Origin of the sequence: Amycolatopsis sp. NPDC051373, from assembly GCF_040689465.1 — a bacterium.
GTDB lineage: Bacteria > Actinomycetota > Actinomycetes > Mycobacteriales > Pseudonocardiaceae > Amycolatopsis.
Genome location: NZ_JBFBAE010000020.1, coordinates 158,117 through 176,971, shown reverse-complemented (window position 1 = coordinate 176,971; position 18,855 = coordinate 158,117). Strand labels below are relative to the sequence as shown.

The following is an 18,855-nucleotide window of genomic DNA, read 5'->3' as shown; positions in this document are numbered from 1 at the left end:
AGTGCCCTGAACGACCTCCGGCAGGTCTCACCGGCCATTTCGTAGCTCGTCCCCCTTGTCCCGCCTCCAAGGCGAGCGCAGCGCTCCAAGGGTGAACCTGGTGGTTTTGGCCTCACTGGGCCAGGTCGGGGCGCGGAGGAGGCCGCACTGACCGAGCTGGGCGGATCCCCTGCTCACGCCACCCTGATCACCGGTTCGATCAACACCTACGGAAGACGGCCGCTGCCCAGCACCGCGCCCAGTGGATGGGTGGTGGTTCCTCGAGCGCTGTCGACCTACCGTGACAGCCATAGGTCGATGGTCGGTTTCGGAGGGCGAGGGGCGGTCATGGCAGTATCAAGCGAGGGCGAAGCCGGGGGCCATTCGCCGGCAGTTGGATGAGGTCACAGGCGCCCTGGAGGCGTTGCCCGCGGCACTGGACGACGACGGCGCCCTGGACACCTCACTGCAGTTGGTGTGCCGGCAGTTGGTACAGGTCATTCCCGGCGCCGACCTTGCCAGCATCACGCTGGTCCGAAATGGGACGCCGACCACCGCGGCGTGCACCGATTGCCTCGCCTCGCCTTCGGCATCGTCCAATACCGCGTCGGCGCAGGCCCGTCCCCGGAGGCTGCCGAGACCGGCAAGATCCTCCGGGTCGACATCGCGACCGCCGGCGACCGGTGGCCCGACTTCACCCGCAGTGCGCTAGCGGCCGGAATGGCCAGTTACCTGTCCGCGCCGCTGGTGGTCGACGCCGCGCACACTGGCTCGCTGAACCTTTACGGTCACCACACCCACGGCTATCGGGACGTGGAAGGCGCGCTGCTGGAACTATTCGTGACCGCGGTAGAGGCTGCGTTGCGGTCCACCGCCCACTATCTGGCCGCCCGGCACGAAGCCGCGCAGCTGAATACCGCGCTGGTATCTCGGACGGTGATCGATCAGGCCAAGGGCATCATCATGGGCGCCCGCGGAATCTCCGCCGACGAGGCCTTCCAGCGGCTGGTCGCACAGTCTCAGCGGGAGAACATCAAGCTGCGCGTCTGCGCTGAACGGCTGGTCAGCGCAGTGCTACAAGCACACCCGTAGCGCTGCCCTGCCCACGCTCGGCATGATCAGTGGCTCCGGTCTGGTGCTCGCAAGCTGCAGAGAGGACCGTAGGAAACATGACCCGCCCAGACCCTGATGCCGACTCACTCGCCGCGGCGGGTCGCCTTCTCCTGGGCTCGCTGGCCAGACGTGCCGCGGTCGGGGAAGCGGTCGGCATCATGCAGTGCTGGCACGGCTGCGACGCCGCGCAAGCCCGCCACGATCTTACCGGGGGCACCGACATCGCCAGGCTCGGTGCCGAGGCCGCCCGGGTCGCGGCTCTCGTCAACGCCTGGGCCGACGGCACCGCCGACCCCGAATACGGGGGCTGGGCCTGATCCCGGTCAGCTGGCGAGGTCGCCGCCGACCAGATCACCCGGATCAAGGCTGCCGTCGGTGACTGCACGAGTGACCTCACGCAAGATGAGGTCGTGCTCGGCGGCGTGGCCGATCACCAGGGCACGGGCGGCCGCCGGGGCAATCCCGAGGTTTCCGGCGACCAGGCCGACGGCGTGATCGAGCTGGACCCGGTCGTTAAGGGCGGTGACCGTGGCCTCGAACAACCGATCCGCGCGGCGGTCGCCGCGTTCCTGCACCAACGCGAGCACCGCCAGATCCGACACCACCTGCGCCAGCTCCAGCTGCCACTTCCGCGGTGCCGTCACGACGTCGTAGAGCAGGTTGAACCCGCCGACCGCGACGCCGTCCAGCCGCAGCGGAATCGCGATCACCGAGCGGTACCCGGCCGCCAGCGCAGCGGGCACGAAATCGGGCCACCGATCCCGCTCGGCCGCCAGGTCGGACGAGGTCACCACGTCAACATTCGCGACACACTCGACGCATGGCCCCTGATCGATGTGGGCCTGCAGCAACTCCACGAACCGGGCCGTCTCGTCCGAGGCCGCCACCACCTCCAGACCGCCACGGCCACCAGCCAGGAGCACGCCGGTCGCGGTCGCGCCCAGCAGCTCGGTGCCGACCTCGGCGACCAGCCGAAGCACAGCGGCGTTGTCCGGGCTGCCGACCAAGCGCCCCGTGATCGAGACCAGCGCGCCGGCCACATCAGACGAGGCCATGCCGGGTGCCCCGTCAACCAGGCGGTCGCTCATGTTGCCTCCAGGTGAGGGGTTCATTCGGCCAACTCTTCCAGGGCGATGCGCCGCTCCAGCACGTCACGAGCGACGTCAAGGACCGACCGGTTCTGACCGAAAGCGTGAGCGCGCAGCCGGACGAACGCGTCGTCCAGGGAGATCTGCAGCTGTGCGGCGAGCATGCCGGTGGCGACATTGACATCCTGGTACGAAGTGACCAGACGTGGTGCGAACTCGTGACCAGCCTCCTCCGCCTCGCGTGTTTGGCGAAGCAGCGCAGCCGTGGCCAGGTCCGCCGTAAGCGCGGCGTCCCGCCTTTCGGCGCTGACCAGACCGCCGCGGCGACGGCGGACAAGCTCGAGGGTACCCAGCCTGATCGCCCCGTATTGCAGCGGGAACGCGAACATCGCCGCCACACCGACGGCGAGCGCGGCCTGGGCGAATCCCGGCCAACGCACCTGCTCAACGCCGAGATCGGGCACCAGCACCGGGCTTCCGGTGCTAAACGCCTCCACACCCGGGCCTTCGCCGACGGTGTACTGCCGCTCAGCCAGGTCCGCGGCCCAGCGGTCGCTGGCACCTAGCACCTCCTCGGACCTGGCGCCACCCCGCAAGGCCAGAATCGCCGCGTCGACGTGCTCCAGCGTTTCCACACAGGCCAGACACACCGTTTGCGCCCAGCCCTCACGGCGGCCCGACACCTCGGCGGCAGAGGCGATCGCTCGCCACAACGGCTCCCGACCCTGCCCAACCACCGTCGTACCCCTCCGCGCTGCGCGGCCTTACCGAGCTGGCACCCGGAACCAACAGCTTACGAGACACCGCTGCAGCAGGCAGCCCGGCCATAGCAGGCGCGCGACCGCGCGGCTATCCGGGCACGGGCCCGTGCCGTTTCCACAGGATTGCGGCCGACGCACCGGAAACCTGTACCGTCCCCTGCGCTACAGCCGCCGCCGCGCCGTGCCCATCTTCCCGCGCAGACCAGCATCATCCGAGCGGATACCAAACGCGCTTCCCACTCACCAACGCGAAACGGCTCGCGCGGCGGAGCAGGGCAACAGGCACCAAAGCAAACCTGAGCCGGCCGAGCGCTACCACGTCGTGTTGAGCGAGCTGGAGCGGTCGCGGAAACGTCGGCCTTACACGCGCCGACCGAGCAAGTCCTGTCCGCCCGCTGACAGCCACAGGAGCCTGCCGGACGACTGCCTCTCGACGGCCCGTTCCCGCAGATGGCCGGCGGCTGACTTAGCCGATGCTCCGGTTCGGTTCCCCGTCATCGGCGTCTCCGACCTGTCCCGGGCGGTGTCCTTCTGGATCGCGGCGCTGAACCTGGTTGCCACCGATGAATGGGCCGGCCCAAGCAGAAGGCCACGCACCCTCGGGCTTCTGAACCCACGGGCTACCGATCGCCGGCGACGTCGCCATGCGAGGCCGTCAGCCATTCCCGGGCGGCGGCGCGGTTGTCGTGCAGAAGGAGGATGTGGTCCAGCTTGAGCATGGTGATGGGCCGTCGAACCGCTTGCTGATCGCCCACGGTCACGCATGGGATCCCGACGGCGCGGGCTTCGGCCCAAGCCGCCAGCAGCGCGCGCAAAGCCCGCGCGGAGCAGAAGCCCACGCGGGTCAAGTCGACGATCAACGCTCGCGGGCGCAGGGTGATCTCATCGAGCAACCGGTCGAGCAAGTGGTCGGCGACGGTACAGTCGAGGTCACCGGTCGCGGCGACCACGGTCGAATCGAGCGTACCGGTGACGGTGAACGTCGCCGCGCGATGAGGCAATGAACCCCTCATGAAGCTGTCACCTCCGTCGAGGCCGGCGACCCCGCGGGTGCACGCTGGCGTCGCTGGACTGGCAGCACCGCCGGCGTGATACCGGGTGCTGAGGCTGGCGGCTGCTCGGCTGAACCGCGAACATCAGGAACGTACCCACCCGGGGTGAACCTCATGCATCCTTTGAGACGTTGCCGTTTTGGCGGCGCTGCGAACGGGTAGCAACAAACGGAAGGAATCGCGCCTGAGCAGAGCCGGAGCAGTAGTCGGGAACGGCAGTATGAGCACATCAAAGCGTCCTAAAAAACCAGGGCGCCAGCACCGGGCGAGCCGAGGCGATTGCGGCGCGCACGGTGAACAAGAACCGGAACGAGTCCGGCAATCCCGGACCGTCGGCAAGAATTCGCCTCGCGACACTATGCCGATGAAGCACAGCTCTGCAACGAAACCAACAAGCACAAGGTCAAAGGCCGCCAGCAATGACCAAAAGGAACTACAGAAAGCCGTGGGGCGGCGAACGCGGAGAGGACGCGACGCGTCCCCACATCGTCGCGAGCATCGCGGTCTACGAAGCCAGTCCTGGGGCGTGGCTGCGTTAACACAGTGCGACGACCTTCTGGCTCGAGCCGATCACCAACGAAACACAGTCGAACCCTCCGACGACAGGTCGGCGTCGACGTCATGGCCCGTACCCATCAGGAGAACTGAGCACCACATCACGGAGACCGAGCCTCCGGTTCGGTCCGGACGCGGAGCAGAAGCTTGACGACGCACAGGATGCACCTCGTCGACCCGCCGGAGGAACAAGTCGAAGGTGAAGACCCTCGTGGACGCTGATTGAGAGCAGGTGAGCCGAATTTTGCGATCAGCGGAGGCAGTTGGGTCGCGCCTGCGGCGGCCTCGAAGGGTGGGGCTTTGCCCCAGGGATGTCCCCGGGTCATGTGTGCTTCGTCGCGCAGGCGGTCCAGCATGTGCGGGTAGTGCCGCTCGAACGCGGGCCGCTCGGAACGGACGCGCGGCAGTTCGGTGAAGTTGTGCCGCGGCGGCGGGCTGGTCGTCGCCCACTCGAGCGAGTGATCGTAACCCCAAGGGTCGTCTCCGTCGACCTCTTGGCCGTAGCGGTAGCTTTTGACGACATTCCAGGCGAACGGCAGCACCGAAGCGCCCAGGATGAACGACCCGATCGTCGAGGCCGTGTGCATCCACGTGAACCCGTCGCTGCGCAGGTAGTCGGCGTAGCGGCGGGGCATGCCGGCGTCGCCGAGCGAGTGCTGGATCAGGAACGTGGCGTGGAAGCCGGTGAAGGTCGTTTACCTGGATCCAGGGGCGGCGCGGCGAGGATGATGCCTGTCAACCCGCCAAGCAAGAAGGTCACCAGGAACCCGATCGACCACAGCAGGGGCGACTCGAACGTCAGGGTGCCTTTCCACATGGTGCCAATCCGGTTGAAGAACTTGATGCCGGTGGGCACGGTAATGAGAAACGGCATGAACGAGAAGAAACGGCAACAGCACGGCGCCGGTCGCGAACGTGTGGTGAGCCCGCACCGCCACCGACAACGAGGTGATGCCGATGGTGGCGAATACCATGGTCTTGTAGCCGAACAGCGGTTTCCGGCTGAACACCGGGATGATCTTGCAGGGACGGGGCGCACGAAGAGCGACCCCGACGACCCTCCCCTGCATCGCACCTGTCTAAGCAGACCAGCACGCACGAGGCCGGCGCAATGAGCTAAGAGCGTGTCTCGTTTGGATCTTCTGGCGAGTCTGCGATGATCTTGTGCTGTGATCGACTCGTTGTCGCAACGGTTGGTGCCCGATGAGTTGTGGGCGCTGGTGGAACCGCTGATCCCGCCGGCGAAGGAGCGTCCGCAGGGTGGTGGGCGTGCGCGGACGGATCCGCGGGCGGTGTTCACGGCAGTCGTGTTCGTGTTGACCAGCGGTTGTGCGTGGCGGCATCTGCCGCCGTCGTTCGGAGTGTCGGTGCCCACGGCGCACCGAACGTTCACCGAGTGGACCGACGCGGGACTGTGGCGGCAGTTGCACCGAGCGGTGCTGGACGAACTGGGCGGCCGGGGATTGATCGACTGGTCACGCGCGGTCCTGGACGGGGCATCCGTCAGGGCCAAAAAGGGGGCGGTCTGACCGGGCCGAGCCCGGTCGATCGCGGCAAACCCGGCTCGAAGATCCACGTGCTGTCCGACCGGGCCGGTCTGCCCCTCACCGTCGGAATCTCCGCGGCCAACACCCACGACAGTCACGCACTCAGGCCCCTGCTCAACGCGCTGCCGGCCATCCGCTCCCGCCGGGGACTCCGGCGCCGGAAACCGGCCAAGCTCCACGCCGACAAGGCCTACGACATCCCCGCCCTGCGCGACTGGCTCCACCAGCGCGGGATCCTCCCGCGCATCGCCCGCAAAGGCATCGAATCCACCAACAAACTCGGCAAACACCGCTGGGTCATCGAACGGGCCATCGCCTGGCTATTCGACTACCGCCGACTCACCATCCGCTACGAACGCAAACCCAGCCACTACCTCGCCTTCCTCACCCTCGCCGCCGCCATCACCTGCCACAAGAAACTCCCCAAATGAGACACCCTCTAATACTGCAACGACAGATCGTGATGGCCGTGTCGGCGGTAGTGGCTGGCTCGTGCTCGGGCTTGGCTGGTTCGTCGCCATCGGGACCAGTGCATCGCATGCTGGACTGTGTGCCGGACCGGTGTGGTGACGCGGTTGAGTAGTCTACGAATTTCGTTGGACGTGAGCGGTATCAGGCCGGGTGTGGATCCCCTTTTTTCGCGGCGTCTCGGGTGATGACGAGGAATGCCGCCGCTGCCATGGAGAGGGTGATATGCCGATACCATGCTTCGTATCGTCGGACCTGGTAGTGGTCGACCCTGTTTCATTCTTCGTGATTTGGAAGCTTTCTTCGATCGCCCAGCGGCTTCCGGCGACGCGCACCAGTTCTTGGGGGTCGGTTGCGGCGGGGCCGAAGCAAATGTAGTAGGCAATCTCGGTGGGGTCGCTGACTGAGCGGCGGGCCAGCAGCCAGTGGCCGACTTCTGGCCGGCGCAGGGGGCGGATGTCGACGACGGCCCAATCGTAGATCCGCTGCCCATGGGCGCCGTCGCCGCAGGACAGGCGCTGCCAGGCGGCCGGGTCGACGCCCGCGATGACGGCGTGGACGCGCCGCTGCCGCAGATCCATGGAAATCACCATCTGGGACTTGGGCACTGCGAGCACATGCGCGATGTCGCGTTCTTCCAGCCAGAGCCGCAGTCGTCCCACCTGCCCGTACGCTTCGTCGGCGGTGAACCACGCAAACGGGATGCTCGCGGCGAGCGCGCGTTCCAACATTAGTTGTGCCAACTCGGGCTTGGTCGCGAATCCGACGCTATCGGGAATGCCGGCCGCAGCGCAGCGGTCCCGATCGGCGATCCACTCTTTCGGTAGATATAGCTCCCGATCGATCAATGCCCGTCCCCGATCCGAGGCATACGCCAAGAACACGCCGATCTGCGAATTCTCGATCCGCCCGGCGGTACCGGAATACTGCCGGGCCACACCTGCCGATTTCGTGCCCTTCTTCAGGAAGCCAGTCTCATCGGCGATGAGCACACCCCGCTCGGCGTCGCCGAGCACCTCGACCACCGCAGCGCGCACATCGTCGCGCACCCCGCCGGTGTCCCACGCGTAGGCGTTCAGCAGGCGCTGCATCCCCTCCGGGCCGGCCTCGCCGGCCGCCTCGGCCAGCGTCCACCCGTTCTTCCGCTCCGTCTCACCGAGCAGTCCACGCAGGTAGGCCACCATCTGCCGCCGCGGCTCCACCCGCCCAAACCGTGCCGCGAACCGTCCCGTGAACGCCGCGAAACCAGCCGACCAGTCCGTCACCATCTCCAACACGCAAGATCAACTACACGACCGTCGAAACGGACCATAACCGACACGCCCAGTCGGCACATCACGATCTGTCGTTGCAGTACTAACCTAAGCCGTCGCCGGCCGCGCTCACGGCCGCGAGCTACTGGACGCACTGATCTCCGACCTCGAACTCGCCGTGTATGAGACATCGATCAACGCCGCCGAGCACGCCTATCCCGCCGACAGCAGCATCAGCCACGTCGGCATGCGCGTCGTCGTCACCGACCACGGACACTAGCGCCCCGCCCGCATCCGTTGGCGCGGCGCCGTGGTTGCCTTGCGCGGCGGCGGTTGGCTCGTGGCGGGGCAGAGCCGGAGCGTCAGGCCTCGCGCACGTGCTTCAGGGCTGCTGACAGCAGCGGCCAGTGCCCCTCGTACAGCTTCCCCCCGGCGCCCTCGATCGCAGTCGTGAGTCCATCCAGGCTGCCGAACGGATACCACGCGGCCGCCGCGGCGTCGTCGCCCGCAATGGCCGTGACGACTTCCTCCAGTCGGTAGAGCGCCACGGTGCTCGACGCCCACGCGTGGTCGGTGTTCCGCCAGTCGTCCACGTAGGTCCGCGTCAGAATCTTCGGATCCATACCGGCCAGGTCTACATCGGTTTCTTCGCGCAACTCGCGGACCAGCGCACGCGCGGCGGTCTCGCCCGGATCGACCATGCCGCCGGGGATGGCCCATTCCGCGCAGTCCTGGCGCAGGATGAGCAACACCCGTGGTTCCGCGCCGCCGGCGCCGGCCACGACGATCGGGTCCACGGCCTGGTTCTCGCCCCATCTTCCGAGGTGCCGCCCAGATCGTCCGGTACGGCCGGTGGGGTTCAGCGGCCGGCGCCGCTCATCGAGCCGGTACGGCACCAGGGCAGCAGCCTGCCGGCCGGCCCAGTCCGGGACATCGCTCGGCGTCGCGAAGCGATCAGCCCAACCTTCGCGCACGCTGCGTTCCAGTCCAGCGCCCACGAGTTCCGACGGGGTGATGTCCACCGGGATGTATCCCGGCCACGGCGTCGACCACGAGCGCATCGTGTCCGGCACCCGCGAGCCGAAGTTTCTCACCTCGCTGCGGCTTCCGGTCGCCCACAACTCGGCCGGCCCCGGCTCCCCGAGGTCGTCCCGACGACGCTGCGCGGTGGTCCGGGACACGCCCAGGGCCGCCCCCAGCTGACGGGATGAGCCGCCGTTGCGTATATGTCTCCGGACGCCGGCGGCACACACGCCGTCAAGGTGGGCCAGCAGTCCGCACACGTCTCGCAGCAACCGCTCGTCCCACTCCAGTCCGGCATCGCCCGGGCCGTCCGTGAGAAAGCCCTCGTCTCCCGAGGTCTCTGTGTCGCGCCCCTTTCGCAGCACCGCTAGTCCCACCAGGACCGTGTCCAGCGCCTCTGCCAGTTTCGCTGCGTCGGTTCCCAGCGCAGCGATCTGGTCCGTGGTCAGGGACAGCACCAAGTCCAGGCCGCCACGTCGCGCCTCGGTGCCCTCGCGGCGGGTCAACATCGCTTCACCTCCCGTACTGGTTCGCGTACCAGACCCGACGTACGCGGATGCGTGCAAGCCGACAGGGCCTGTCGGAGCCCTCCCCTACCGCCCGGGCGGCATCACGTTTGCGTCCAGTCGGCAAGCTTGGCCTTACCGCGGCTCCATGCCGCCGTGATCGCCGCCGCCCTGCTCTTCGGTCCTCCTGCCGGATGGCGCCGGAGATTGGTCGCGGAACGTCGGTTCAGTGTGTTCCTGACCGAAGTCTGCGTCTTCTTCCATGCTTTCCGCAGTGACCGGATCGATTTCGGGTGTGCTCATGGTTTCCTCCGCGGACGTCGACGGTTCGCCGGCCGGTGTGTGCCGGCCTCGGCCCGGATACCGCGACAGTGCCCGTCCAAACCAAGGAGAGTGTCCGAGTCGCCCGGAGTGCGCACCGCCAGGCGGTCCGCAGCGCCTCAGGCGGTTCAGGAACGTTCGATTGAAAAGACGTGGCACCCCATGCGGATGGCCACGGGTGCACTCGTGGCGTCCGTGAGCAGGAAACCGCCGATGCCCTCCGTCTGCAGCATTCAGGGCAGCTCCAGGGCCTGCGAAGGTGGCGAGTGATCGACTTGCGAACCCGCCCCGACCACCTATGCCTACGCTCAAACGCCACCGCCTGCCGGGCGGCTACCTCGATGGCATCGGGCAGCGATCATGGGCCTGATCGCCCGGCCCTACGATGAAGAACTCGCCCCTGTGCGTCCGCCCCGCTCCCGTTGCAGCCCCGGACCGCCTGAGCCGCAACAGGAGCGGCCCATGGATTACTCACGAGCACCCGTGCGGCCGATCCGCCGCGTCGGCGACCTCGCTTTCACCGCGCCGCCTTCAACTGCTCGGCCGCGACGCATCCGCCTCCGACCAGCTCACCCCTCAACGGCACACCCGATGTCTCATGGCCTGCCGGCCGACGCCCACAAACTCATACCCGACGCCGTGGGGCAAGCACACGTTCTTCTTCGCCTTACGTTAGCGCTCACGCATCGCGTCTTCCCACGCAACCCGCACGCGGGCGATGCGCTGATAACACTACTTAGCCCGGGGCTTTCGCGGGAGTGAGGTTCGGCGGCGTGCCATGGCGGAGAATGGTGTGCTGAGCTGCGATGATACGGTTTGTCGAGGGCTGTATCGGTTGCAGGTTCAGGAGCGCCATTCAGGTCGGTAAGTGTGTAGTTCGCCCTATCCGCGGCTGGCGGTAGGTGGGTCGGGTCCGGGTGTCGTGTCGCGGGCTGGTGGGGTGCTCTTGCCGCGCACGGCCGAAGCGGTCGAGCTGGCCGCGGCGTTGTCGGCAGCATTGTCGTCGTGGCGAAAACCCCTGGCATTGCAAACACGATCCGGGCAAGATCGTGCTGGATCTGGCGACCGCCCTCGCCCTGGGCGGTGACTGCCTGGCCGACATCGGCCTGGCGCGGGCCGAACCGGGCGTGTTCGGGCCTGTCGCGTCGAACCCGACCGTGTCCCGGCTGATCACCACAGCGGCCGGCGACGCGAGCAGGGCGGTAACGGCTATCCGGGCTGCGCGCGCCGCAGCCCGTGCCGAGGCGTGGGAACGAGTCGGTGACCGGGCACCCGATCACGGCACCGACGCCGACGATCCGCTGATCATCGTCGACGGCCACCGGCGGCACCGCGATCACAGTGGCCCGCCCGTATAGTGCGTCGTTCTCCGTCGTTCAGGCTGCCTCGGCCGGGGTGAAGGGTGAGCACGGCCCGCGTCAGCCGGAGGACGAGGGCCTCGACGAGGTTCGCACCGTTCGCCGTACGTCGCCTGGCTCAACCGCCGCCTCACCGGCCGGTAAGCGCCGGCGACCTCAGGCTGACTCGTGCTCCGCAACCGCTTATCGGGCGCCCGCCATTGTGGTCGCCGGGCTCGGTCAGCCGGGTGTCGTCTCGCCGCCGAGCGCTGCGATGACTTCGCCGCTGTAGTAGGACGAAAGCCGGTTCGACGCCAGGAACACGTAGGACGGCGCGAGGTCGTCGGGGTGCGCCGCACGTTCGAACGGCACCTGCAGCCCGAACTTCTCCACCTTCTCAGGCGGGAACGTGGACGGGATGAGCGGCGTCCACACCGGGCCCGGTGCCACACAGTTGATCCGGATGCCCCGGCCGGCCAGGGCCTGGGCCATCGCCATCGTCCACGCGTGGATTGCGCCCTTGGTCGCGGAATAGTCGATGAGCGATTTGTTGCCGCGCAAGCCGTTGACCGAGCCGGTGTTGATGATCACCGAACCTTCACGCAGGTGCGGCAACGCCGCCGAGGTGACCCGGAAATAGCTGTGCATGTTCACGTCGAACGTGTGCAGCCACTGCTCGTCACCGAGGTCCTCGGGCTTGTCCACCGGCCATTGGGTGGCGGCGTTGTTCACCAGGATGTCGAGACCATGCATGTGACTCACGGTCTGGTCGACGACGTCCCGGCACTGCCGGGCGCGAGCCAGGTCTCCCGGGAGCAGCAGGCACTCACGGCCTTCGGCCCGTACTCGCTCGGCGGTGTACTCGGCGTCAGCGTGCTCGCTCAGGTAGGCGATCGCGACGTCGGCACCCTCCTTGGCAAACGCGATCGCGACCGCGCGCCCGATGCCGGAATCCCCACCGGTGATCAGCGCCTTGAGCCCCGTCAACAACCCGCGTCCCTCGTAGTCCGCCATCGTGTCTCGAGGCCGGGGGTCCATGTCCTCGGTCAGCCCAGGTGGCTCTTGCTGCTGCGGCGGACGCAGTCGCTCTTCGGTCATCAGTCCTCCCGTGCGGATCGGTTCGTCCGGACCGGTTACCCCGCGCCCCGCGCACCGAACCGGGTCAGACCGTTCAGGAGGGCGCCTGCCGTTCCTCGGCGGTGTGCAGAGGGCGGACCGTGGCGTCCGGGTGCCGGATCAGCGGCAGAAGCGGCAGCGTCGGCATTTCCGCGACACGCTCCAGGTGCCGAAGCATGTTTCCCTCCCGCAGCGCCCACGGGCAGACCTCGACGCGCGTCACGTCCAGCGCGGACAAGGTCCCCTCGGCACCGAGGGCACCGGCGACCACCTGCCGAGCGCGCGAGCGCGAAATGCCGCGGAAGTGAGCGCGATCGGCCGCCGTCGCCTCGGTAAGTTGCGGGATGCGGTCGCGTAGGGCCGCGACCGTGAGCTCTCGGATCACGAACGGCCCCTTGCGCTGCGACACGGCGCCGGACAGCCGGGCCATCTGCTTGAACGTCTTGGACGTGGCGACAACCCGGCGCGGCGGGCCTTCCCACCGCAACCGATCGAGGACTTCGGACAGCGTGCCCCGGACGTGCCGACGCAGGCGCTTCACCTGTTTGCTCGTCGGCGGATCGGCGGTGAGGAATTCCCGCGTGAGCCTGCCCGCGCCCAACGGAAGCGAGATCGCCAGCTCGGGTTCCACGTCCCGGCCGAGCACCAGCTCCATCAATCCGCCGCCGATGTCGATCAGCAACAGCCGCCCGGCCGACCAGCCATACCAGCGGCGCACGGCGACCGGGTCGAGGCGGCATCCGGGATCCGGCCCAGTTCCTCTCCGGTGAGGAGGAAGCGCGGCTGACGTATTTCGCACCGCCGCCGTGACGAACGGGTAGAGGTGGTCGACGCCGAGCCGCACCGCCTGGTCCACGGCGCGGCTCACGGCGATCGTCGCGCGTTCGATCCCGGTCTCACTCAGCGCGCCGTCGTGCTGCAGTTCTTCGGCGAGCAGGGTCGGTTCCTTCACCGCAAACGCCGGCAGCGGCGGCGCCCCGGGAGATACGTCCACCACCTGCAACTGGGCCGAATTCGACCCGATGTCCAGCACAGCCAGTTTCACCCGGACGGCCAACCCCCGTCGCGGCACGCCCACACCAAGAGTTTCAGCGGCGCCGAGGCTCGATCACACCGACGGGTTTTCGTGTCGGATCACCGGGTAATCCCAGCGCGGGCGGCGGCGTCCGCATGAACGGCACACAGTCATCGGGGACGGCACGGACCACGGAAGGACCACGGCACTCCGCGAACCCACGCCGAGCATGACCGAGACTGCCGTGCGCTACCGGCTGTGAGCGAAACTCGCCACCTAACAGCCTGGATCCGATGGCTACTGGGCGAACGCAACGGCCTCCACCACACTCGAGGCCAACAACAGCCGCGCGCCGGCCGGATCACCTCAACATGTGCGCCCCGCAGCGACAGAGACCGAATGGCGAGCAGCAGCCCGACGACCGACAGCTCCACTGCAGGCGCCACCAGCGGTGCGACCCAGGCTGGCACTCCCAGCCGGAGTGCCAACGTGAGCACGTTCCCGAAACCGAACAGGAAGGTCAGCACCACGATGATCCCCACGATCAGCGTGACCGCTGACAGCACCGGATCGCGGCCCTCACCAGGCCTCAACACAGCACCCGACCTCCCCGGCAACCCCCACCCGGACCCGCGACCTCCGCGATTGACCTGCACGGATACCTCGACAGAATCCGGCACCACGTGCCCGAGAAGAGCCCGAGACGTCGCGCACACGACGACAGAACGCGGTACGCTCCGACATAAGTGATGGCCGGTGACCAGCCGAAAAGGTATTGTCCGGCATCACTCGACACCACCCGACACGTCGAAACGCGATCTCTTAACCAGCGGGTTCGACGACGAACGCATTACTGTCGACCGGGAGTAAAGGTGAAGGGGCGGCCAAAGAAGCACGACCGGAATCCTTCCAACGACGCAGCACCCGGCGCCCGTAGTTGTGGGTTCCCGCAATCCGGTCAAGCTCAGCACCCGAAGGCTCACGGCCGACGCCGATCTGCTCCGAGTAGTACCGCCACATGCGTTCTTCCGCTGTCGGGACCTCGGGGGTTTCGGGCATGTCGTCGTCATCAACCCGGCCACCGTCGCCGCTCGATGAACTCAAGTCCGAGGCCGGGATGTGCACCACCTCGCGGTGGTGGCTGATCTGGTGGCGCTTCAGCGCGCGGTTGAGCAGCTCCACAGCAAGCAAAAGGGCAAGCGGCGGGCAAGCCGCCACCGTGACCCCGAAGACGCTCAGGATCGGCGCCGAGCCCACGTTCGCGCACAGCGACAGCGAGATCCCGAACAGGAAGGCCGTCCAAGCTAGCCGGCGGCCGTTGGGCGATTTGCCGCTTTCCTCGCCCCGCCACAGCTCAATGGTCGCCAGAGTCAGGAGGCCATCCACGATCAGCGGCCAAATCGACGCAGTGGTCGCATCTGCACCGAAGCGCAGGGCGAACGCGCGGCCATGCTGGTAGGACGCGTACGCGGCGCCCAGCGCCACCAGTCCCGTGGCCCCGCATTGGATCCACAGCGGCCACGGTCGGCCTGCTGACCGCGCTGCTCCGATCGCGTGGTCGATCGCTTCCTTCTGCATCGTCCCGGCGGTCACGCCGCCTCACCTCGGCGAGGACGGCGGCAGCTCAAGATGCCCATAACCGAAGAAAACCGCAGCTCAGAGGCCATTTCCACTGATGTAGATGTCGTCCGAACCCGGCCGGGGGCACATATTCCGACCAGCACAAACTGGCCCCCTGACCAGGCGAAACCCGGTCAGGCGCCGATCTTGTGTCAACCGGTGGCGCGCGACGGCGACCGGCAAAGTACGGCTACGCGCGGTCTATTAGCGGTCTACATCTTCCTCGGCCGGTAGGCCCAGGAAGCGCGGTCCGCGGTCGTTGCCGGAACCCGCTGGCGGCGCTCTTGGGGCTACCTCACCGTCCCCGCGCTCGTCGGTATCGCCGCGCCGGCGCGAAGACCAACGACCCCGACCTACATTCACCTCTCTACACATGGGGACCGCCGGATGGCACGACTGGCGGGCCCCGGGCCGATAATGGCCAGGTGACCGGACACGTCGAACTGCGTGAGATCACCGACGACAACCGCGACGCGGTATGCGCCGTGCGTGTCCGGCCGGACCAGAAGAAGTTCGTCGCATCGGTGAAGAAATCGCTGAAGGAAGCGCGCAAGAAACCACAGTTGTCGCCCTGGTATCGCGCTGTGTACGCGGACGACGTGCCTGTCGGTTTCGTCATGCTGAACTGGGCGGTGCCGCCAGGTACGCGCGGCGTGCTCGGCTCATACGTCCTGTGGCGGCTGCTTGTCGGAGCGGAGTTCCAGCGCCGCGGCTATGGGCGCGCCACGCTTGCCAAGGTCATCAAACTGGTCAGGGCGGACGGCGGCACCGAACTGTTCACCAGTTACCAACCGGGAAAGGGCGAACCGTGGCCGTTCTACCGGGGCTTCGGCTTCCAGCCGACCGGCGAGATCGACGACGGCGAGATCGTCCTGCGGTGCGCGCTGACCTGATCCGCCAACCGCGACACCGAAGGGGTGCTGGACAACCTCGGGATGACTGGCGATGACGCAGTAACTAGCCTGACCAGGCGCAACCCGGCCAGGGGCCGATCTTGTGTCGTCCGGCAGCGCCTTGAGCCGACCGGCAAAGTATGACTACACGCGTGGTCTCTTCGCGGTCCACTTTCGTCGCGGTGGAAAGGGCCGGCGCCTACTCGTCCTCGACCAGGCTAAAAATTGTGGCGATCTTCGCCAGCGATACCTCTTCCAGCCCTGCGGGCGCCTTGGCGTACACCTCGTGCAGCACAGCAACTGAGTGCCCTGCCCAGGCAGCCACCTGCGCGGACCGTGCGCCGGCCGCCAGCCATGTCGACACACACGCGTGCCGCAGGTCGTACGGCCGGCGCGCCAGCGGCGATCGATACTTCTCCTCGGACAGCGCCGTTTGCAGGCCTTGTCCCCAGACCCGCGCCAGCGTCGACTCCGCGACGTCTCCACCCTCGAGGCCCCGGAACAGCCGACCGTCCTCTGCGACGCCGTACTGCTCGGCGTGGCGGTGCAGCATCGCGGTCAGCGGCGGAGGGCGTGGCACCGGCCGCACCTCGCCCTTGGTGCGCTGGTTGAGCTGACGGTGGTCGCGGCGCTCGCCGCTGCCCGGCCACGCGGCACCTGCGATCGGCGCACTCGAACGTCCCGGCGAGCACCGCGGCGGGCGTGCGGCGCAACGCCTCCAGGGCCACGCCTTCGGGCGCGTCCTTCGGCACGGCCACAGTGGTGACGTGGGCGGTGGTGCCCTGCCGGCCCCGGGTCAACCCGACGTAGAGGGCTGCAATCGTACTTCGAGCCGGAGTGCCTCGAAGAATGTCCGCAGCAGATCCGGCGGCGGCCCGGTTCAGCGCAAGCTTCGGCAACGCGTCGAGCAAAACTGCTTCGTCGAGCCCAGGTGCTTTGGGTTGGTTGTCGCCTTCATCTTCGACGGCTTGCCCTGAGCCAGCAGCATCTGATCTCCGGGGCGCCGGCGACGACCTGTGGGGTGCGCTACGAGCTGATCACCGCGGACGGCGAGCCGACTATGTGGGTGACCCTGGATCCGCAGTGGCCGGCCGACCCGGCACGAGCGTTCCCGGTCACCGGGGACCCGACCTTCAACGACACTCGGCCGGGTGCGGGGCCAACATCACGCCGGGACGGCCGACAACGGCCCGATACGCTACCGGGAGATCCACAAAGGACTTTGAGGCCGCGACGAGACCACCGCTCACCGCAAGAATGACGTCTCGCGGCCACAAGTTTTCTCGGGAGGGACATCGCCGACCCCCGGTGGTCGCCACATCCAGCCGCCCGGGCAATTTTACGGTAGGGCGGATGATCCTACGCTGGAGAAGCGGGGAGCAGCAGAGTAGGGATCCCGCGGGATTCACCCGCACTCGTCGCGCATCGGGCGCGTCCTTGACGACTCTAGTGCCGCGCGTCGGCCTCCGCGCAGATCGAGCACACCTGGTGTCTATCAGGCACCCGCGGGCGCGCGGAGCGCAAGGCGAGCGGAGCTCTCCGAGGGCGTGCGGCGGAAGGGTTCTGCCGCTTAGCCTCGAATTCATGCTCAGGCTGGGTTTTCCGGTTATCGGTGTTTCCGACCTGCCGCGCGCGGTCACGTTCTGGACGGCGGCCCTGAACCTTACGGAGACCCAAGAATGGGCGACTACTCGCTGGCGCACCCTCGACCACGCAGACGGCTCCGTCCATGCGCTCGGCCTCATGTACAGCGAATCGCCCGTGGAAGAATACCCTCGGCTGCATCTCGACCTCCTGGTCGACACCTCAGAGGAGCAGATGGCCGAGATCGCGCGGCTGGTCGAGCTGGGCGCATACCAGGTCGACTGGAACAACTATCCATCCGAAGCGGACTCGTCGTCCTCGCCGACCCGGACGGCAACCGCTTCTGCGTCGTCGACCTGAGCAAAGCCCCCTCGGGCAGCTGACAGCCTTCGCGGCACCCGAAAGAAATACGCTGTCACAGTCATCCCCGGAATCGCCGCATCCACGGCCAGGGATGGCACATTGGCCGCCACAGGCCGTCTCCCGTGCACACGGCTCCGGCTCCACACCGGGCGGAACGTGTCCGCGCTGCGGCTGTCCCCTGGACGCGGGACGGCGAAGGACGACGTCGACCTTGGCGCCGAGTGCCTTACCGCTCGCCAGGTCAACGGAACTCCGGCAGCACGTGCTCCTCCCAGCCCCGGAAGAACCCGTCGTGATCGGGACCGATCTGCTGGACGTAGATCTCGTCCGCCCCGGCCTCGACATACTGGCGTACCCGATCGAGGTGCGCCTTCGGATCGTCCCCACACACGATCGCTTCACGGACGTCGCCGCGCGGCACCAGCTTCGTGGCAGCCTCGAAGTCCTGTGGCCGCGGCAAAACCTGGCCCAGCTGGCCGGGCAGGGCGTCGTTGGCCCACAGGCGATGCGCTTCGTCCAGCGCCACGTCGGCGTCCGGACCCCACGCGACCTTCATGCCCGCCTGCACCGGCTTGTCGCGACCGCCGGCCTCTCGGAAGGTGCGGATCAGGTCCGCATCCGGGAGCACCGTGCAATAGCCGTCCCCGATCCGCCCAGCGAGCTGCGTGGCCTGTGGCCCGAACCCGGACACGTAGATGGGCACTGGCTCGTCCGGCACCGTGTAGATCCTCGCCTCCTGCACCTGGTAATAGGTCCCCTGATAACTCACCTGCTCACCGCGCGCGCCCGCCGAGTGCAACAGCCTGATGACCTCGACCGCCTCTTCGAGCATCGCCAGCCGCTCTCCCGCCGACGGCCACGGGTCGCCGAGGATGTGTTCGTTCAGGGCCTCCCCGGACCCGACGCCGAGCACGAAGCCGCCGTCCAGCTGAACTGCGGCGGTCGCTGCGGCCTGCGCGATCACCGCTGGATGGATTCGCACGGTCGGACACGTCACGGCGGTCGTCACCGGCAGTGACACCGTTTCCGACAAGGCGCCGATCACCGACCACACGAACGGACTCTGGCCCTGCTGGTCGTGCCACGGGTGAAAGTGATCCGAAATCCACAACCGCTCGAATCCCGCACGCTCGGCGGCGCGCGCCTGGGCCACGAGTTCACGCGGGCCGTACTGCTCGCAGGAAAGGAAGTAGCCGATCGATGTCATGACGGACGGGTACCCCTTCCTCGCCCCAGCACACACTGTGCGAGCAGCCTGAAC

15 protein-coding genes and 3 pseudogenes are annotated in these 18,855 nt (G+C 67.6%); 6 read left to right on the top strand and 12 right to left on the bottom strand.

The annotated features are described in order from the left end of the window. Positions 1-540 precede the first annotated feature (540 nt). Positions 541-1,071 carry a GAF and ANTAR domain-containing protein gene (locus AB0383_RS32905; RefSeq protein ID WP_366189374.1) on the top strand — a complete coding sequence of 177 codons (531 nt, stop codon included), beginning with the start codon at positions 541-543 and terminating at the stop codon, positions 1,069-1,071. Between the two features lie 77 nt (positions 1,072-1,148). Beyond that, on the top strand, positions 1,149-1,409 hold the full coding sequence (locus AB0383_RS32900; RefSeq protein WP_364190183.1) for a hypothetical protein: 261 nt from the start codon (positions 1,149-1,151) through the stop codon (positions 1,407-1,409). Between the two features lie 6 nt (positions 1,410-1,415). On the opposite strand, the gene AB0383_RS32895 is transcribed toward AB0383_RS32900, so the two are convergent. From AB0383_RS32895 to AB0383_RS32880, 4 genes and pseudogenes are all read right to left on the bottom strand, one after another. Next, on the bottom strand, positions 1,416-2,180 hold the full coding sequence (locus AB0383_RS32895; protein ID WP_364190186.1) for a GAF domain-containing protein: 765 nt from the start codon (positions 2,178-2,180) through the stop codon (positions 1,416-1,418). A 20-nt stretch (positions 2,181-2,200) separates the two neighbouring features. Beyond that, a complete protein-coding gene (locus AB0383_RS32890) occupies positions 2,201-2,815 on the bottom strand; it encodes an ANTAR domain-containing protein (protein ID WP_364190189.1) in 615 nt (204 codons plus the stop codon). A gap of 746 nt (positions 2,816-3,561) precedes the next feature. Beyond that, positions 3,562-3,954, bottom strand: a complete 393-nt coding sequence (locus AB0383_RS32885) for an STAS domain-containing protein (protein ID WP_364190192.1) — start codon at positions 3,952-3,954, stop codon at positions 3,562-3,564. Positions 3,955-4,868: 914 nt separating this feature from the next. Then, positions 4,869-5,570 (bottom strand): annotated as a pseudogene (locus AB0383_RS32880) (cbb3-type cytochrome c oxidase subunit I); the annotation flags it as partial. Positions 5,571-5,729: 159 nt separating this feature from the next. On the opposite strand from AB0383_RS32880, the gene AB0383_RS32875 reads away from it, so the two are divergent. Then, a protein-coding gene (locus tag AB0383_RS32875) for an IS5 family transposase (RefSeq protein ID WP_364190195.1) occupies positions 5,730-6,526 on the top strand; the annotation gives its coding sequence in 2 pieces (ribosomal slippage) (positions 5,730-6,060 and positions 6,060-6,526; 798 coding nt in all). A gap of 8 nt (positions 6,527-6,534) precedes the next feature. On the opposite strand, the pseudogene AB0383_RS32870 reads toward AB0383_RS32875, so the two are convergent. The 3 genes and pseudogenes from AB0383_RS32870 to AB0383_RS32860 form a co-directional block, all read right to left on the bottom strand. Then, positions 6,535-7,840, bottom strand: a pseudogene (locus tag AB0383_RS32870) (IS701 family transposase). Between the two features lie 338 nt (positions 7,841-8,178). Then, on the bottom strand, positions 8,179-9,348 hold the full coding sequence (locus AB0383_RS32865) for an NUDIX domain-containing protein (protein WP_364190201.1): 1,170 nt from the start codon (positions 9,346-9,348) through the stop codon (positions 8,179-8,181). A gap of 132 nt (positions 9,349-9,480) precedes the next feature. Then, positions 9,481-9,648 (bottom strand): hypothetical protein, encoded by a 168-nt coding sequence (locus tag AB0383_RS32860; RefSeq protein WP_364190204.1) that lies wholly within the window; start codon positions 9,646-9,648, stop codon positions 9,481-9,483. Between the two features lie 886 nt (positions 9,649-10,534). Here AB0383_RS32860 and AB0383_RS32855 point away from each other — a divergent pair. After that, a pseudogene (locus AB0383_RS32855) lies at positions 10,535-10,946 on the top strand (transposase); the annotation flags it as partial. Between the two features lie 297 nt (positions 10,947-11,243). Here the strand turns inward: AB0383_RS32855 and AB0383_RS32850 are convergent. The 3 genes from AB0383_RS32850 to AB0383_RS32840 all read right to left on the bottom strand — a co-directional run bounded on the left by AB0383_RS32850 (position 11,244) and on the right by AB0383_RS32840 (position 14,727). Next, positions 11,244-12,101: an SDR family oxidoreductase gene (locus tag AB0383_RS32850; RefSeq protein WP_364190207.1), complete on the bottom strand. Its 858-nt coding sequence runs from the start codon at positions 12,099-12,101 to the stop codon at positions 11,244-11,246. A gap of 73 nt (positions 12,102-12,174) precedes the next feature. Continuing rightward, positions 12,175-13,164, bottom strand: a complete 990-nt coding sequence (locus AB0383_RS32845) for a hypothetical protein (RefSeq protein ID WP_364190210.1) — start codon at positions 13,162-13,164, stop codon at positions 12,175-12,177. Between the two features lie 792 nt (positions 13,165-13,956). Next, a complete protein-coding gene (locus AB0383_RS32840; RefSeq protein WP_364190213.1) occupies positions 13,957-14,727 on the bottom strand; it encodes a DUF2637 domain-containing protein in 771 nt (256 codons plus the stop codon). Positions 14,728-15,179: 452 nt separating this feature from the next. On the opposite strand from AB0383_RS32840, the gene AB0383_RS32835 reads away from it, so the two are divergent. Continuing rightward, complete coding sequence (locus AB0383_RS32835) at positions 15,180-15,647, top strand: GNAT family N-acetyltransferase (protein WP_366189373.1); 468 nt, start codon at positions 15,180-15,182, stop codon at positions 15,645-15,647. Positions 15,648-15,846: 199 nt separating this feature from the next. Here AB0383_RS32835 and AB0383_RS32830 read toward each other — a convergent pair whose 3' ends face one another. Further along, on the bottom strand, positions 15,847-16,227 hold the full coding sequence (locus AB0383_RS32830) for a hypothetical protein (RefSeq protein ID WP_364190219.1): 381 nt from the start codon (positions 16,225-16,227) through the stop codon (positions 15,847-15,849). Positions 16,228-17,231: 1,004 nt separating this feature from the next. Here AB0383_RS32830 and AB0383_RS32825 point away from each other — a divergent pair. Next, complete coding sequence (locus AB0383_RS32825) at positions 17,232-17,591, top strand: VOC family protein (RefSeq protein WP_364190222.1); 360 nt, start codon at positions 17,232-17,234, stop codon at positions 17,589-17,591. A 244-nt stretch (positions 17,592-17,835) separates the two neighbouring features. Here AB0383_RS32825 and AB0383_RS32820 read toward each other — a convergent pair whose 3' ends face one another. Next, a complete protein-coding gene (locus tag AB0383_RS32820) occupies positions 17,836-18,801 on the bottom strand; it encodes a TIGR03557 family F420-dependent LLM class oxidoreductase (RefSeq protein WP_366189372.1) in 966 nt (321 codons plus the stop codon). Between the last annotated feature and the right edge of the window lie 54 nt (positions 18,802-18,855).

Coding starts and splice junctions, on each gene's coding strand:
- AB0383_RS32900 (WP_364190183.1), top strand. CDS start 1,149: ATGACCCGCCCAGACCCTGATGCCGACTCACTCGCCGCGGCGGGTCGC.
- AB0383_RS32895 (WP_364190186.1), bottom strand. CDS start 2,180: ATGAGCGACCGCCTGGTTGACGGGGCACCCGGCATGGCCTCGTCTGAT.
- AB0383_RS32885 (WP_364190192.1), bottom strand. CDS start 3,954: ATGAGGGGTTCATTGCCTCATCGCGCGGCGACGTTCACCGTCACCGGT.
- AB0383_RS32865 (WP_364190201.1), bottom strand. CDS start 9,348: ATGTTGACCCGCCGCGAGGGCACCGAGGCGCGACGTGGCGGCCTGGAC.
- AB0383_RS32860 (WP_364190204.1), bottom strand. CDS start 9,648: ATGAGCACACCCGAAATCGATCCGGTCACTGCGGAAAGCATGGAAGAA.
- AB0383_RS32850 (WP_364190207.1), bottom strand. CDS start 12,101: ATGACCGAAGAGCGACTGCGTCCGCCGCAGCAGCAAGAGCCACCTGGG.
- AB0383_RS32825 (WP_364190222.1), top strand. CDS start 17,232: ATGCTCAGGCTGGGTTTTCCGGTTATCGGTGTTTCCGACCTGCCGCGC.
- AB0383_RS32820 (WP_366189372.1), bottom strand. CDS start 18,801: ATGACATCGATCGGCTACTTCCTTTCCTGCGAGCAGTACGGCCCGCGT.